This window comes from Microcoleus sp. B4-C1 (assembly GCF_036705285.1).
Classification (GTDB): Bacteria; Cyanobacteriota; Cyanobacteriia; order Cyanobacteriales; family Microcoleaceae; genus Microcoleus.
The window spans coordinates 1-14,772 of record NZ_JAUBUC010000010.1; the positions used below are offsets into that span (position 1 = coordinate 1).

Here is a 14,772-nt window from a genome sequence, read left to right on the forward strand (position 1 = left end):
GGTCTGACCAGTTTTTTTTCAACAATTCTCTAAAAGCCTCTTGACAAAAGACTTACAGTCTTAACTTGTCACCAATGCATAATTACAATTTGTCCCACTTGTTTAAAGTCGCGAAGCAATCTCCATTCTTCGGGATTGGTTCACTCTACTCCGGTGCATTTGCAATGACCGAAAGCATCCAGAATACAAGCCCCTAGATTCATTCCTTCGGAGACTCAGAACCCAGAGATAAAAAACCTGTATCCGATGAAACTTTCCCCCCTAATTTATCTCGCGCAAGTCAGTCGATTTTAGATTTTAGATTTTAGATTTTAGATTTTAGATTTTAGATTTACCCCACAGATAAATCTGGGAGCTTGAACTAGGGTCTAAAATTTTTATCTTTCCACGACTTAAGTCGGGAGCTTGTATCCGTTTTTGGGCCTTGTCAATGCTTCAATTCTAAAATCTAAAATCTAAAATCTAAAATCGATTGACGCCTGATACTGAAATTAGCCTCCAAACGATCGCCCTTCCAACCGCCAAAACCGATAAGAAGTGTTAAGTTAGTAGTTAGTTGTGTCGATCGCACAGAAAAAAAATGCCTGAACTACAAACCGATACATACCAAGACCTCGACCCGCAAGTCCTCTCAAAGCCCGTTGTTGTCGGTCTGGAAGAGGTAACAAAGGTTTACGGGATTGGCGACCTGGAAGTTCGCGCTTTAAACGGCGTCAGCTTGACGGTAAGACAAGGAGAATATTGCTCGATTATGGGCGCGTCGGGTTCCGGCAAATCTACAGCTATGAATATTATCGGCTGTCTCGATCGACCTACGAGCGGCAGTTACTACTTAGACGGCGTAGATGTCGCCCAAATGCCCGAATCAGAATTAGCCGGAATTCGCAATCTAAAATTAGGTTTTGTCTTCCAACAATTTCACCTGTTGCCTCAATTGACAGCATTAGAAAATGTCATGTTACCGATGGTTTATGCCGGCATTCCCGCAGCAGAAAGACGCGAACGCGGAGTAGATGCTTTAACCAAAGTAGGCCTGGAAAGTCGGCTGCAAAACAGACCGAATCAACTATCAGGAGGACAGCAGCAGCGGGTTGCCATTGCTAGGGCTATTGTCAACCGTCCCGTGTTGTTGCTGGCTGACGAACCGACTGGTGCATTGGATACAAAAACTACTCAAGAAGTAATGGATATTTTTACCGAATTCAACGAAAACGGCATGACTGTTGTTATGGTAACGCACGAACCGGAAGTGGCCCGCCAAACTCGTCGCGTTGTCTGGTTCCGCGACGGTAAAGTTATTCACAATAATCTTAATCCCGCAGAGCTTTCACACGCTGTATTTTAGTATAATAGTCCGCGAAAAGTGAAAAGAAAATTAGGCGATTGAAATCGCTTCTAGACAAACGAAGTCCGCCTACGCGGACTGAAGAATCAAGAGGGTATGAGTCTTATGCAAGAGGACTTTAGCTATTAGACAGGGGTTTTCAACCCCTGGCGGACTAATAGACAAAACGCCTGATATGTGATTAATGAAAAGCACTCGGAAAAGCTTCCCAAACTCGATCAACAAAATCTCTAAGTTGCCGAGATGCGATCGCACCATCCTTTTTCTCAGCATCCAGAGAGTGCAACTCAGTCAAAAGCGAAATTACCTCAGTATCTAAAGCCGCCCGAAACAAGCTCAGCGGCCAAAGCAAATCAGCACCATCTCGCAAATCGGATAAAGTGTATTCTGCCGATAAATCCTTCCCCGACGCCGATACAACTAACATCAAAGGGCGCACCCAACAAATTTGACGTGCCTCAACCACTTGGATCACCTCTGAATGCAGGCACGCATCTCCACATTCTAAACTGACAATTTGACCCGGCTTAAAGTTCAAAGCACAATCCATTAATGCTCACACTTAATACAGACAAGACAAAGCAGCGAAATAAGTGCTGTATCTCTCTACAGCACCCGAAAACATTATATCATAATTTCTTTTTCTTTCTTCCTTCTTCCTTCTTCCTTCTTCCTTCTTCCTTCTTCCTTCTTCTCAACTTTCATCAAGCTTTTTAAGATCCATTTCGAGCTGGGCACTCAACAATCGTGCTTCTTTTTTACCACCGCCACCATTGGCATAATCCGCCACGGAAATCGGAGAACCGATCGCAATTTTTACCTGAGCACCCCATTGAGGAATCCGCGGGCGATAGCGGATACTCATCGGTACAATTTTCACGCCCAAACCCGGTTTGCTCAACTCTGCTTGCATTGCCAAACGCGCCAATCCCGGCTTAATCGGATGAACTTCGCCATCCTGAAAAATGCCGCCTTCGGGAAAAATCACCAACATTTCCTTGTCGAGGAGTAGTTCCACCCCATAACGGAGACTGCCAATTGCCGGATGCTTGAGATCCACAGCAAACCCCCCCAAATGTCTGATGAACCAACCTTGCAGTCCTTTGACCTCATCAGCAGTTACCATAAACCGCAAATCGCGTCCAGTCACCTTCTGTCCAGTTGAATAGGGCATCATCAGGGCATCCCACCGGGAGCGGTGCGTAGGGGCTAAGATGACAGGCCCGTCTTTCGGCAAGTGCTCCTGTCCGGTTATCTCAATCTTGCCAAAATGAAACGGTAGGACAACATAGTGACCTAGCGGATAGAGCAAGGAGGTTAACCAAGGAGAAACGCGAGAGGTATTAGATGCTACCTTGGCAGGCATTGGCTTCACTAGAGATGATTTACTGGACTCAACGGCGATCGTGGCGGTGTGGGGCATAGCAATTAAGCTGCTTGATCGAGATCTAAAGTCTAAAGTAAGGTGTTGGCCAAATCTTTAGTTTTTGGATCGGGACACTTTTGCTATTGGCCTTGTGCCGATCGAGCGATCGCGCCCGCAAGAGATAATCTCTAACAGGTAAAACCTCAACCAACCGGACAGCAATAATGCAGAGCAGTCTGCCACCTCGAAAGCTTGAGCGGGCCATTACGGATCTATTATTTCAGTTAAAGGATCAATTTCGATTAAACATCGCCCCCAAGAAAGTAAAAAATTTTACCTGTTAATTTTTCCGGCGCGCTTCAAACCAAGAAAGCAACTGATCGCGGCAAACAGACTCCATAATACCGCCGAGCACCTCTAAGCGGTGACACGAATGCGCGCTATCGGGAATATTAGCCGCAGTCCGAATCGTGCCTGTTTTCGGGTCATCTGCTCCGTATACCAGCAAACCAATCCGAGCTTGGACGATCGCACCCGCGCACATCGGGCAAGGCTCCAGCGTTACGTAGAGCGTGCATTGGTTGAGATGCCAGTCTTGCAAAACTTTGCCGGCCGCCCGCAAAGCCAAGATTTCAGCGTGAGCAGTCGGATCGCAATCTCGCTCTCGCCGATTTTGCGCTTCGGCAATCAATTTGCCAGTACCGTCAACAATGGCAGCACCCACAGGTACTTCACCAGCATCACCCGCTGCTTGCGCCAGTTCCACAGCCCTAGTCATCCAGCGTTTGTGAATAAAATAAGTAGTCTCACTAATAGCCAACGGCTCAGCTTTATAATTCACGTCATACCTAAGTAACAGAAAAACTTAAGATCGATATAGAAAGTTACATTACAGCTTAATCGAGAGTCTTTAATTATGGACACCACTACGATTACCACTGAAATTGTTGAGCTGTTGTGCCGCATTAGTCGGCAAAAGCTGCGCGAACAAGATATCACTCCTTTGGTAGTGTTTCTGACGGCTCTAATTTCCATCCTGCGCGGAGTGATGATTATTGACAGGACGATCGCAGTTGAAGAAGAAGAACGCCTGCAAAAGACTCTCAAAGCCTTTGCCAGCGGCGACCGCGATCGGGTAGAACTAATTCAGCGCCTTGTCAAAGGAGTATCGAAACAGCAGGTTTACTTCAACCCCACGGAATTGCTAACCCTGACAGCTTTGTTCTCAGAATCAGAAAAACTGTTGCTCATCGGTTCCGGCTACGAAATGTCAGCGGCCGACGGACACATCGACCTGCGGGAGCAAATGTACCTACAGTCGATCGCCAATCGGCTCGGCCTCGACTCCAGACACATTGCAGTCATAGACACTTTATTTACGAAAGAAGGAACCCTCGACTCACAAGCTTTTGCCGAAGTTCAAGCTTTACTCGATCCCAGCGAATTCGAGTCCCGCGATCCCGTATTTGGCAAAGCAGCAAAGCACTTGCTGAGTATTTTACTCCGCAAATAATCCACCACATATAAATTTTGGAGCAGTAAAAGTCCTGAGAAGAGTTCGAGGATTTGACTCTGTGTCCATTTGAGATGGGAAGTGGGCGCTCTTACCCTCAAAAACCGAGTTGTTTTACCCCTAGCAAGAGCGCTGCACCGAGTATGTTGGTGAAAAACCAGGTTTCTGCCTAAGTCGCGCTTTATTTTTTTGGCAAGAGTCGATCGACCCTTGTATCCCATTGAACCGAATCAATCTAAAATCTAAAAGCGACTTGTCGCTGCCTTGATAGACCCAGCTTGGTGTCAAATCTAAAATTGATTGATTATGCAAATTGAATGGCAAACCGCCAAAACCTACGAAGACATTCTCTATCACAAAAGTGGTGGCACCGCCAAAATTACCATCAATCGACCTCACAAACGGAACGCTTTCCGTCCCAAAACAGTTCTGGAACTGTGCGATGCCTTTACTGATGCCCGCGAAGACACAAAAATCGGCGTTGTCCTGTTCACCGGTGCGGGACCTCATACAGACGGCAAATACGCCTTTTGCGCCGGCGGCGACCAAAGCGTGCGGGGTTCGGCGGGATATGTAGACGAAGGTGGCATACCCCGGTTGAACGTGCTCGACTTGCAGAAGTTAATTCGATCGATGCCCAAAGTTGTAATTGCTTTAGTTGCAGGCTACGCAATTGGAGGGGGTCACGTTCTGCACTTAATTTGCGACTTGACGATCGCTGCTGACAATGCTATTTTCGGACAGACCGGCCCCAAAGTCGGCAGTTTCGACGGTGGTTTCGGAGCTAGCTATCTCGCCAGAGTTGTCGGTCAGAAAAAAGCCAGAGAAATTTGGTTTTTGTGTCGCCAGTACAGCGCGCAGCAAGCCCTAGAAATGGGTTTAGTCAACTGCGTCGTGCCCGTCGAACAACTAGAAATAGAAGGGATTCAGTGGGCTGCGGAAATTCTCGAAAAAAGTCCGATCGCGATTCGCTGCTTGAAATCCGCTTTTAATGCCGACTGCGACGGTCAAGCCGGTTTGCAAGAACTGGCGGGAAATGCCACTTTGCTGTACTATATGACGCAGGAAGGCGCAGAAGGCAAACAAGCCTTTTTAGAAAAACGGCAACCTGATTTTAGTCAATATCCTTGGCTGCCATAGCTGGATGGAGAAATCAGTTTTTTTTATCAACGAAATGGGGTCTAAAACCCTGTCCTTCTAGGACGGCTTTAATTTCTTAAATCCCTTCCTAAAAGTGAGGCAATTTCTAGTATACTAGAGTAGTCAAGGTTAAACTCCTTCGCCATCGTGTATAAAAACAGTTAACGACACACTTTGGCGCGTAAACCGGGGGACAAAGAGCGGCGAAAACTCTATAAACAGCTAGGGGCTTAACACAGTTCCTTTAACCAGAGAAACAAACTATTTAGTCTTGTTAAGTAGGGTAGGGCATACCCGAACTCTAGGTGAATATCCTAGTACGCTTTTGGAGATAGACCCTCTGGGGTGACTGCGAATCGGGCTCGTTAATTGGTAGGCTTTCTACGGTTAAAAAGTTTGAGTATTGCCGAAAGGACGCAACATTTTAAGGTCAGTCGCTGAATTAAGAATCCCTGTCCTTTAGGTCAGGGAGTGTCAAGCGCTCATATTAAAGTAGATGCTGCTGATTTTTATGAGTTAGTAAAGCCAAATGCACGCGATCGTCCAAAAGTGTCAGTATGGATACCAGTTCCCAAAAAGAATGAAACTGCTTTGCCAGATCCAAACCATGATAGTCATCAGTGATTCCCCAATCGAAAATCGAAAATCGAAAATGGTATGAGCAGCAGGGCAGCCGACGAACTAAACTGAGACTGCTGCAGCGGATTTTTCAGTTAAGGTTGTGCCTGTAAGCTGGCCGGCATGGCGAGCGGAAAGAGTGACGGTGGCATCCTGCAGCGTCAGAGTCGATTCTTGCCACAGTCCAATTTCTTCTATGTTTTCCCAAGATGACCTAAAAGGCGAAACCGCTAAAGCACAAGCTTTCCACTGACTTTGAACCGGGCCGCCTAGTAAAGCGCAAACACCCCCGCGTCTGCCTTCAGGGGTATAGTGACGGCAGTGACCACAAGCTGAAGTTAAAGGTGAAGTTAAGGAGGTTTGCATAAAAGTTCTTAGGGAAATCATTTTCATCTCTAATTCTCCTTTGTAGAGCTAGCAGGTTTTAGAGCATCCCAACCTTTATGCTGTCTGGGTTTTAGCGATCCCCGAACCAGAATTAAATTTTATAATTTATTTATAATCTCGTTATATATAGAAACAATTAGCTCGGTCGTTGCTCATTGTATAGGTAAAAACATAGGTTAAAAGTTTATAAAGCCGTTAGGGATCAAGAAAAAGTACAAATGCCCAACGAGTATGAGAGGTTACAAACAAGCGGTAGCTCAGGATACAAAAATTGGCTGAGAGTGTCGGTAAGCACCCTCCGGGAAAGAGCAAGAATTAAGTTTTCCAATGAAAATGAAAAATAGCTGCCGGCGATCGGGCCCCTGTTGCATTGACGCCAAAAGTAGCTAATCATAAAATAGGCAAGTTTTCAACCTTCATGTTTATCTCTACAATCAACATATTAAAATTAATTCAGAGGCGGTAGGAGTTTTGCTAATGAGTAAGCGTTCTTCGGTTGAATCCCCAAATCATCAATCCTCTTCAACCCCAATCAACCCTGCTTTGCAAGCAGTCCTGGGGAGTCTAGATGTAAACCTAGAAGCAGAACTGACAACATACAGAAGGCACAGGAGGCGCGCCGAACAGTGGGTGTCGCCCTCAGTTCGTACCGGCAAGCAAACAGCCACAACCGAGCAACAGCTAGCCCAAAATTTGGCGCCGGAGACTGCGGAAGAAACCCAGCAGCCGCTATCGCTGCCCCTATCCCTTGCCGGCACTCAGGGCGATGCCCCGCTAGCAACTACCAGGGGTGGCACAAAATTATCTAGCAGTGCCTTCGCACCCAACAAGTATCTCGAATCAAGCGAAAAACTGATCGAAAGTTTGGACGAGTCAAAAGCTGAGCCTACGGTAGAACGCAGTTTAGCCGCCAGTTTGTTAACTCCCTTGGGACTGAGTTCGATGCTGCTGTTTTTGCTGTCATGCACAGCTTTGGGCTACGCAGTCATGTACCCGTCAAATCTAGTTAAGATTGCCGGCCTGAACCGTTTGCTCGATCGCACCTCACCCTCTCCCAGCAACAGTCGCGCCTCTACTGCCATCTCTGATACCAGCACCAAGGAACTGCCGAAAGCTCCAAATCTGGTATCCAAAGAATTTGTCGAGCTAGATTTGAGCACTCTCAGCAATGTCCAGCCGACAGTCAGCCCGATTCCTTCCCCGTCACCAAAAGCATCAATCCCGCCAACTCCGCCAGCGCCTCCGGGCCCTGGCGCGGCTGTGCCGATTCCTACAGAAGACGGCAACCCCGCCAGAGGTAGGGAACAAGGACTCAACAATCTGAGTACGGCTTTGCTTCCCACTCCCAGCCCCAGCGCCGCCCAGCCAGTGCCGACACTGCCGACACTGCCTCCAACACCCTCCCCAGCCCAGCCAGCCGCCGCATCCCCAGCCGCCGCATCCCCAGCCGCCGCATCCCCAGCCGCCGCATCCCCAGCCGCCACACCCCCGCTGGGAAGACCTGCACGGGCCGCCGACGGTTTCTATTACGTTGTCACCGATTACACCGACGAAAAATCGCTGCTGCAAGCCAGAACCGCTGTTCCCGATGCCTACGTGCGAAACTTCTCAAAGGGTGTCAAGATCCAAATGGGGGCTTTGAACGATGCTGCCTCAGCAGAACGTTTGGTGAAAGAACTCCAAGAAAAAGGGGTGAAGCCACAATACTATCAACCATAAATTAGGTAAAGGGTGAAAAACTTTAACTAAATTGTTAGACAAAGCTAGACAATGATGAATGTTTTGTCTAACACAAAATTGGTTTTGTAATTGTCAATTCCCTGTCCTAAATCTAAAATTTAATAAAATCGGGAGACGGGCAAAATGGGATTATTCGATCGCCTATGGCGAGTGATTCGAGCCAATATTAACAGTTTGGTCGGGGCTGCCGAAGACCCAGAAAAAATTCTGGAACAGGCTGTAATGGATATGCAGGAAGATTTAGTGCAGCTTAGACAAGCTGTGGCAGGAGCGATTGCAGCTCAAAAACGCACTGAACGCCAGTGCTCCCAAGCTGAGTCTACAGCAGCAGAATGGCATCAGCGGGCGCAGCTAGCTTTGCAAAAAGGCGAGGAAAATTTGGCGCGGGAAGCTCTGACGCGCAAGAAATCTTATCAAGAAACGGCAACGGCGATGAAAGCCAGTCTCGGACAACAGAACGCTGTTGTGACTAAACTTAAAGAAAATATGCGGACGCTCGAAAGTAAAATTTCCGAGGCAAAATCTAAAAAAGATATGTACATTGCCAGAGCTCGATCGGCTGCATCGTCGGAAAGGCTTCAAGAAATGATGGGCAATCTCAGTACCGGCAGCGCTTTGAGCGCGTTTGAACGGATGGAAGAGAAAGTCATGCAGCTAGAAGCTCGCTCCGAAGCAATCGCAGAACTCGGAACTAATGATTTAGAAAAGAAGTTTCTCTCTCTCGAAGGCGCCGACGATGTGGATACCGAGTTGGCCGCGATGAAAGCACAACTGCTTCCGGGCAAGAATACACCCAAATTGCCGTCGAGGGAGCCGCCCGCATCCTGAACCCCGGCAACAGAACAAGAGTCGGGACGAGCAAAAACTTCTCAACAGCCTAGCTAGAGATGGCTCGAAGCCTGTTGGGGAATTCCCGGATCGAAGTTAAACTCAAGAGGTAGGTGCATGAATAAGCTTGCCTGCATCACATTACTCGATCGCTTTAAACTGGATTTATCTGTCTGCAAAAATTGCCAAAAACTAAATCGCACTAAAAATCTGACCAGAGTGAATTTCACAACTGCGGGCTAGGGCTATCAAGCCTTCTTGCCGCCTACTTCGTACACCTCACCCAGGAAAAATAGCATTATGGGATTATTTGACCGCATTAGCCGAGTCGTCAAAGCCAATCTTAACGATCTGGTAAACAAAGCTGAAGACCCGGAAAAGATTTTAGAACAGTCTGTCACGGATATGCAGGAAGACTTGGTGCAGTTGCGTCAGGCCGTTGCCAGCGCGATCGCCACTCAAAAGCGTACCCAGACTCAGTACAATCAAGCTGAATCTCAGTCTAACCAGTGGCAGCAGCGCGCTCAGCTAGCCCTGCAAAAAGGAGACGAGACTTTGGCCAGGGAAGCGCTAGTTCGCAAAAAGTCTCACGCTGAAACGGCGGCTACGCTGAAAGCCAGTCTGGATCAGCAATCGGCTCAGGTGGAAAGTCTCAAGCGCAACTTGATCGGTTTGGAGAGCAAAATTTCCGAAGCTAAGACTAAGAAGGATATGCTCAAAGCGAGGATATCCGCTGCTAAAGCTCAGGAACAGCTCAACAATTCCATTGGCTCCCTGAATACTGGCAGTTCAATGGCGGCTTTCGATCGCATGGAAGAAAAAGTTTTGCAGATTGAAGCTCGCGCGGGGGCTTCGGCAGAACTGGCGGCCGGCGGCAGCAATTTAGAGGAACAGTTCCGCTTGCTCGAAAGCGGCGGCGATGTTGACGACGAGTTGGCTCAGATGAAAGCTCAACTTACCGGGGGTTCTGTGTCTCAAGGTCAATTGCCTGCAGCGGGTAAAACGGCAGCAGCTAGTAGCTCGGAGTCGAGCCCGGTGATTGATGCTGAGTTGGAAGAATTGCGATCGCAGCTCAATAAAATGTAGTAATCTCTATCAAAATTTACTTATTTCTCAGATCGCAGGTTTGATAGAATGCTCCGCCGACCTACAGGACTAGCTTGGGAGGTCGGAGTTTTTTTGACAAATTCTCCTATGCACAGATTATGAATTATGTCAACTATATTTATATTGATTTAAGGAATTAAGTGTTTAAAAAGTGATAGAGTAATTTTATTCCTTGCAAGAGGGCTAGCTTGGGAGGTCAATCGATTTTAGATTTTAGATTTTAGATTTTAGATTTTAGATTTTAGATTTTAGATTTTAGAATTGGCCCCACGGATAAATTCCGGGGGCAAGTTTCATCGGATACAGGTTTTTTATTTCTGGACGGATGAATCACGTGGCGGGTATCCTGGATGCTTTCGGTTAGAGTTTTTTCAGTAATTGTGAAGTACACAAACTAGAGTTGCTGTCAACTATCTTTATATTGAGTTAAGGAATTAATTGTTTAAAAAGTGATAGAGTAATTTTATTCCTTGCAATTGCGTCGGCTGCGCCCGATCGTAAGTGTAAATAACTATCAAATATGGCTAATCTGTCATGCCCGTGCAATTTTCTAGAGGCTTTTGTAAAATCAAGTTTTTCAAGGCATTAGCACTTGGTTTTTCAATTGCAGCTATTTGCCCCGCACTGCTATCAGCTCTAAGTCTTGGCGCGTCGATGGTTGCTACCGACTCAGGGGTGCAAGCGCCAATTGTGCAGGAGAATTTACCGTCTCAATTCAAACTAGATCAAGAAACAGCAGACGATCGCGATCGGCTTCGTGATTTATACTCAGGTTCAGAATTAAATAGAGACAGTAAAGAGCAAGAAAATAGCATCCCGGAGTTCGATCAATTGACCCAAAGTGAGGCCCCAGAAACTCTCCCTCAATTGCCGAACCGAGGAGAAAACAGACACGAATTGCCGATTCCCAACCCGCGGCTGCCAAATCCGCCTCGTCTCCCGTAACCCGCGCCACCAGCGCTCTTGCTTTCAACCGAACAGCTTTTGCCGCCTGCTGTTCCCGCGCCGACACAGCCTCCAGAATTGCTAAGATTCCGGGTACGATAAAAGTCGATCGATTTGAAGTAGTTGGCAGTTGACTTACCGCGAGCCGATCGTGCAAAATCCGAGAAGAGAAATCGCGATCGGTATTGGTACCCGCAGCCGAGAAAGCGATACATCTTTGCTGGGAAAGGATTTTCCGCTGTCGCCGGAAGCAGATAATCGGGGCAGAAATCGGGTTGCGGTGCTGAGGCTGTTTCAGGATTTTACTCAAAGGGGAGAGAGATGTCTTGGCGGCGCGATCGCAGTTCTGTCAGGGAGTGGCAGCATTTGGCGCTACGGTGAGCAGCAGCAGCCCTGACAGTCGATTTTTGATTTGGCGGGGTCAATTGCAGTACGTGCGGTTGTTGGTTCCTGAGAGGCTGCTGGTGGTGCGATCGGATGTGAAATTGGCTGGGGCAGAGCTTTTGTCGATCGAACCATTCGGTATAGGGGACTCAGACACATTGCGGGGCTACCGTCAGGAGGCTTTGCTGGCCGATAGCGGGATTTGTGATTCAGCCGAGTTGCGGTATCCGATGCAAGCGCACCCGCGACAACCAAGGAGTTTTGCAGGTGACGGCGTTTGTGGATTTGGGCAATGTTTGGAATCCCAGGGAAAGCGCGGTTTTGGAAGCGAATACTTTGCTGTCAGCGGGATTGCGGCTGCGGTGACTGTACGGCGAAAGGTGGAATGCTCGCAGAGGCTGGGGAATTCCTTTGATTGATATTAAGTCGAGTAACAGGAGTTTACAAGAGCGCGGGCTGTATTTTGCTCTATAATTCAAACCTTTTTAGGAAAGCAGTCGTTTTGCCCTTGGCGGAACTGAGCAATTCCGCTATATAGTAATAAGTATCATTTGGCACTCCTCTGTAGATGCCAAGAGTGTATTTTACTGATAATCTTTAAATTAAACTATGTCTAAGGTGCGGTTGCTACTTTTAAGTTCTTTTGCTTCCGGTTTTGGGCTTTGCTCAATCATTTTGGCGATGTTTACGATGACTTCCCGGCTGTCGTTTATGTCGTTTTTTACATTTGTTTTAACTTTGGTGTTTTTTGGAATTAATCTGCTTTTTGCTTTGCATTATTATACATCGCTTACTAAGCAATTGAGTGTTAAAAATAAAAGGAAAGCGAGAATTTAGCGGTTGTGAAGCAGAAGCAGAAAAAGGGATGGAGAGTTTTTTATGGAATTTGAAGGTAATCCAGAAAACGCCTCTGGGTTGAGACAATTATCTAGCTGTCAGCCATAATTATTTAAAGTCTAATTATTTAGGAGGTGCGATCGTGGTTATAACTCAAACCAACCCGCCAAATCTTCCAGATGGGACAAAGACTCGCTTGACTCCAGATGAATACCGGGCGATCGAGGAAACAGCCGAAGAACGTCACGAATACTGTAACGGAGAGATTATCGCTAGGCCAGGAGGTTCAGAAGTCCACAGCGCGATCGCCTGTAACTTGTTAATTTACTTGGGTTTTTTGTTGAGAGACACCGATTTTCGCTTGTATAACAGCGATTTGCGGGTTTGGATTCCAGAACATCGGTGCGGAACCTATGCTGATTTGATGGTCATTAATGGTGAACCGGAATTCAAGGGCGATCGCACGGATGAAATTCTCAATCCTTTATTGATTGTTGAGGTTCTTTCGCCCTCTACTGAAGGCTACGATCGAGGTGAAAAGTTCCGAAAATATCGCTCTCTTGCTAGTTTTTGTGAATATTTGCTGGTTAGTCAAGCTGAACCCTACATTGAACAATATTATAATGGCGATCGCCCAAGTAGCGATCGTTGGCAATGGCAAGTTTGCGATCGGCTCGATCGGGCGATCGTCCTGCACAGTTTAAATATAGAACTTCCGATGTCTGAAGTCTACCGCCGCATTAGTTTTCAAGGGCGATCGGGTGACACTTCTAATGAAAGTTAACAATGCTTGTGCTGCACTCTTCTCAATTTCTACATCAATTGCATAAAAGAATTCACCGCATCATATTGATCGGCTATTGGCGAATACCACTCTAGCGATAGCACATCTAGGGCTGGCAATTAATCAGCTAGTAATATAGAGATAACTTCTAGGAGGCTATAAAGATGACAAGCATACCTAACGAACAAACAGCTATCATCCGTACAGAAAGAGGACTAGCGATCGCAGGTACGCGCATCACTATCTACGACATCATGGACTATGTGACGGCTCAATATTCGCCTAAGTTTATCAGAGGATTGTTCGATCTTACAGAGGAACAAATTAACGCAGCTTTAGCTTATATTGAGGCAAATCGCGCTGATGTTGAAGCTGAGTATCAAATGGTTCTTAAGGAAGCTGAAGAACTGCGGCTGTACTACGAAGAAAAAAATCGCGATCTCATTGCTCGAATTGCCGCCCAGCCACCAAGACCCGGAACGGAAGCTGCTTGGGAAAAACTGCGAGCGGCTAAGGCCAAGTTTAAGTCGGAGCTATAGTTTTTAATACTAAAGTATGATAGAGTTAATGTATCATAAAATCCTTAAATACTATGCTCAATATAGTGTTTTAAAAGTGATATCCATGTTAAAAGAATTAAAAACCATTACTCTGGCAACTTGTCTGGTATTAGGAACAGCTAAACTGGGTTCTACTGCACCTCTACCAATTCCTAATAATCAAGGGGATTATACGGGAAGATATTATCATACTTATTGGGAAGTAGTAGACCCAGACCCAAAGGGGTTAAATTGTCGTATGAACTCTTCTTTTGAAGAATTTATGCGTGTTGACAACCGCACTCCCTTTGATGTTTTTAATTGGTCTGTAGTTGTTGTTTTAAAACAGGGACAGCGTTTTGAAAGCTTTCCTGGTAATGCTGGTGTTACTTTCCTTGATACCAGGGGTTTACCGTGGCTTTTTGTAGGAAAAAACTACACTGCTGGTGGGGCGCAAGGTTGTTTTATTCGCGCTAATAGTCAATTTGTCAAACCAATACAGATGTCACCGACTCGCGTACAACCTCAAGCGAGTCAACCGCTCACAAGTTCCACGGCACTACCGATGAAGCTTGGTTTTGACGAAGGATTTGGATCGATTGTAGTACCAGAAAATGATACCACAGCATCGGCCTATGGAGGACGCTTAAGGCGATATGATGTTCACATTGCTAAAATGTTTGAAGTCACTCACTTTATGTGTCAGGAGGGGACTTTAACACCCGGTATTACATGGAATTACGAGGCTGGAGGTGGCACGATTAATATGGGAAGTTTTGAAATAACCTGCCGACTTGCTAATCAAATAGTTAGTGCCTATGGTTTAGGTAAATCGGAACCTACGAATGTGAGTTTTTCGGGTGGTGAAGTCGGTCGCCCCGCTGTCAGAAGTTTCAACATTCCCATCCTAGATATTACAGGTGATAAAGTACCACGCTGGGTGAGTTTTGTGCAGGGATTTCAGCCAGTGAGGAGGTAGGGCAATTTTATCAAAGCTGACCCTAGTAACTTGGATTTCAGCGGGTTAGACTGGAATAAAGTTGACTTCAGCCAGCAAGACGTACAGAAGCTAGTCAATTCTAAGCTAAATCAGCATGATTTAATTAACTTAATCAAAAGCGCTCCTAATCAGGTAAATCTTAGTAAGGACCAATTACTAGGGTTAATTCAGCTACATCTAAATAACAGCGCTTTATGGCGAAGTTCCACCCTAAATAGTCAAGACTTACTAAATTTACT

Annotated in this window: 17 protein-coding genes; 11 read left to right on the forward strand and 6 right to left on the reverse strand. The window is 46.4% G+C overall.

Going from position 1 to position 14,772, the window contains the following annotated elements; genetic code table 11:
* The first annotated feature begins 580 nt into the window (after nucleotides 1-580).
* On the forward strand, nucleotides 581-1,345 hold the full coding sequence (locus QUB26_RS05915; RefSeq protein WP_333317096.1) for an ABC transporter ATP-binding protein: 765 nt from the start codon (nucleotides 581-583) through the stop codon (nucleotides 1,343-1,345).
* A gap of 181 nt (nucleotides 1,346-1,526) precedes the next feature.
* On the opposite strand, the gene QUB26_RS05920 is transcribed toward QUB26_RS05915, so the two are convergent.
* From QUB26_RS05920 to tadA, 3 genes are all read right to left on the reverse strand, one after another.
* Complete coding sequence (locus QUB26_RS05920; RefSeq protein ID WP_333157116.1) at nucleotides 1,527-1,883, reverse strand: hypothetical protein; 357 nt, start codon at nucleotides 1,881-1,883, stop codon at nucleotides 1,527-1,529.
* A 156-nt stretch (nucleotides 1,884-2,039) separates the two neighbouring features.
* Nucleotides 2,040-2,768 (reverse strand): lysophospholipid acyltransferase family protein, encoded by a 729-nt coding sequence (locus QUB26_RS05925; RefSeq protein WP_333317099.1) that lies wholly within the window; start codon nucleotides 2,766-2,768, stop codon nucleotides 2,040-2,042.
* A gap of 283 nt (nucleotides 2,769-3,051) precedes the next feature.
* Nucleotides 3,052-3,552: a tRNA adenosine(34) deaminase TadA gene (gene tadA, locus QUB26_RS05930; RefSeq protein ID WP_333247373.1), complete on the reverse strand. Its 501-nt coding sequence runs from the start codon at nucleotides 3,550-3,552 to the stop codon at nucleotides 3,052-3,054.
* Between the two features lie 75 nt (nucleotides 3,553-3,627).
* Between tadA and QUB26_RS05935 the strand changes: the two genes are divergently transcribed.
* Both QUB26_RS05935 and menB read left to right on the forward strand, forming a co-directional pair.
* Nucleotides 3,628-4,224 (forward strand): TerB family tellurite resistance protein, encoded by a 597-nt coding sequence (locus QUB26_RS05935; protein WP_333233117.1) that lies wholly within the window; start codon nucleotides 3,628-3,630, stop codon nucleotides 4,222-4,224.
* A 306-nt stretch (nucleotides 4,225-4,530) separates the two neighbouring features.
* Entirely contained in the window at nucleotides 4,531-5,364 is an 834-nt protein-coding gene (gene menB, locus QUB26_RS05940; RefSeq protein WP_015176244.1) for a 1,4-dihydroxy-2-naphthoyl-CoA synthase, read from the forward strand.
* 681 nt (nucleotides 5,365-6,045) lie between these two features.
* Here the strand turns inward: menB and QUB26_RS05945 are convergent.
* Nucleotides 6,046-6,375, reverse strand: coding sequence for a hypothetical protein (locus QUB26_RS05945; protein ID WP_333317101.1), 330 nt, complete (start codon nucleotides 6,373-6,375; stop codon nucleotides 6,046-6,048).
* Between the two features lie 471 nt (nucleotides 6,376-6,846).
* On the opposite strand from QUB26_RS05945, the gene QUB26_RS05950 reads away from it, so the two are divergent.
* Together QUB26_RS05950 and QUB26_RS05955 are read left to right on the forward strand one after the other, a co-directional pair.
* The gene (locus QUB26_RS05950) at nucleotides 6,847-8,088 is read left to right on the forward strand and encodes a hypothetical protein (RefSeq protein ID WP_333317103.1); all 1,242 of its coding nucleotides are present in this window, start codon (nucleotides 6,847-6,849) and stop codon (nucleotides 8,086-8,088) included.
* Between the two features lie 144 nt (nucleotides 8,089-8,232).
* Nucleotides 8,233-8,937, forward strand: a complete 705-nt coding sequence (locus tag QUB26_RS05955) for a PspA/IM30 family protein (protein WP_333317105.1) — start codon at nucleotides 8,233-8,235, stop codon at nucleotides 8,935-8,937.
* Nucleotides 8,938-8,990: 53 nt separating this feature from the next.
* Here the strand turns inward: QUB26_RS05955 and QUB26_RS05960 are convergent, their stop codons facing one another.
* Complete coding sequence (locus QUB26_RS05960) at nucleotides 8,991-9,167, reverse strand: hypothetical protein (protein ID WP_333057771.1); 177 nt, start codon at nucleotides 9,165-9,167, stop codon at nucleotides 8,991-8,993.
* Nucleotides 9,168-9,237: 70 nt separating this feature from the next.
* Between QUB26_RS05960 and QUB26_RS05965 the strand changes: the two genes are divergently transcribed.
* Nucleotides 9,238-10,023, forward strand: coding sequence for a PspA/IM30 family protein (locus QUB26_RS05965; protein ID WP_333057772.1), 786 nt, complete (start codon nucleotides 9,238-9,240; stop codon nucleotides 10,021-10,023).
* A 736-nt stretch (nucleotides 10,024-10,759) separates the two neighbouring features.
* Here the strand turns inward: QUB26_RS05965 and QUB26_RS05970 are convergent.
* A complete protein-coding gene (locus QUB26_RS05970) occupies nucleotides 10,760-11,146 on the reverse strand; it encodes a hypothetical protein (protein ID WP_333246410.1) in 387 nt (128 codons plus the stop codon).
* On the opposite strand from QUB26_RS05970, the gene QUB26_RS05975 reads away from it, so the two are divergent.
* The 5 genes from QUB26_RS05975 to QUB26_RS05995 all read left to right on the forward strand — a co-directional run bounded on the left by QUB26_RS05975 (nucleotide 11,141) and on the right by QUB26_RS05995 (nucleotide 14,512).
* Nucleotides 11,141-11,386 (forward strand): hypothetical protein, encoded by a 246-nt coding sequence (locus QUB26_RS05975; RefSeq protein ID WP_333251279.1) that lies wholly within the window; start codon nucleotides 11,141-11,143, stop codon nucleotides 11,384-11,386. The genes QUB26_RS05970 and QUB26_RS05975 overlap by 6 nt on opposite strands.
* Nucleotides 11,346-11,792 carry a ShlB/FhaC/HecB family hemolysin secretion/activation protein gene (locus tag QUB26_RS05980; protein ID WP_333246414.1) on the forward strand — a complete coding sequence of 149 codons (447 nt, stop codon included), beginning with the start codon at nucleotides 11,346-11,348 and terminating at the stop codon, nucleotides 11,790-11,792. Before QUB26_RS05975 ends, QUB26_RS05980 begins: the two co-directional genes overlap by 41 nt.
* A 560-nt stretch (nucleotides 11,793-12,352) precedes the next feature.
* Nucleotides 12,353-12,994, forward strand: coding sequence for a Uma2 family endonuclease (locus QUB26_RS05985; protein ID WP_333246416.1), 642 nt, complete (start codon nucleotides 12,353-12,355; stop codon nucleotides 12,992-12,994).
* Between the two features lie 164 nt (nucleotides 12,995-13,158).
* Nucleotides 13,159-13,533 carry a DUF433 domain-containing protein gene (locus QUB26_RS05990; RefSeq protein ID WP_333246418.1) on the forward strand — a complete coding sequence of 125 codons (375 nt, stop codon included), beginning with the start codon at nucleotides 13,159-13,161 and terminating at the stop codon, nucleotides 13,531-13,533.
* A gap of 85 nt (nucleotides 13,534-13,618) precedes the next feature.
* Nucleotides 13,619-14,512 (forward strand): hypothetical protein, encoded by an 894-nt coding sequence (locus QUB26_RS05995; RefSeq protein WP_333317107.1) that lies wholly within the window; start codon nucleotides 13,619-13,621, stop codon nucleotides 14,510-14,512.
* Nucleotides 14,513-14,772: the final 260 nt, after the last annotated feature.

Excerpts from the sequence above, each read along its gene's own strand:
- QUB26_RS05915 (WP_333317096.1), top strand. The coding sequence starts at position 581 with ATGCCTGAACTACAAACCGATACATACCAAGACCTCGACCCGCAAGTC.
- QUB26_RS05925 (WP_333317099.1), bottom strand. The coding sequence starts at position 2,768 with ATGCCCCACACCGCCACGATCGCCGTTGAGTCCAGTAAATCATCTCTA.
- QUB26_RS05935 (WP_333233117.1), top strand. The coding sequence starts at position 3,628 with ATGGACACCACTACGATTACCACTGAAATTGTTGAGCTGTTGTGCCGC.
- menB (WP_015176244.1), top strand. The coding sequence starts at position 4,531 with ATGCAAATTGAATGGCAAACCGCCAAAACCTACGAAGACATTCTCTAT.
- QUB26_RS05945 (WP_333317101.1), bottom strand. The coding sequence starts at position 6,375 with ATGAAAATGATTTCCCTAAGAACTTTTATGCAAACCTCCTTAACTTCA.
- QUB26_RS05950 (WP_333317103.1), top strand. The coding sequence starts at position 6,847 with ATGAGTAAGCGTTCTTCGGTTGAATCCCCAAATCATCAATCCTCTTCA.
- QUB26_RS05955 (WP_333317105.1), top strand. The coding sequence starts at position 8,233 with ATGGGATTATTCGATCGCCTATGGCGAGTGATTCGAGCCAATATTAAC.
- QUB26_RS05965 (WP_333057772.1), top strand. The coding sequence starts at position 9,238 with ATGGGATTATTTGACCGCATTAGCCGAGTCGTCAAAGCCAATCTTAAC.
- QUB26_RS05990 (WP_333246418.1), top strand. The coding sequence starts at position 13,159 with ATGACAAGCATACCTAACGAACAAACAGCTATCATCCGTACAGAAAGA.
- QUB26_RS05995 (WP_333317107.1), top strand. The coding sequence starts at position 13,619 with ATGTTAAAAGAATTAAAAACCATTACTCTGGCAACTTGTCTGGTATTA.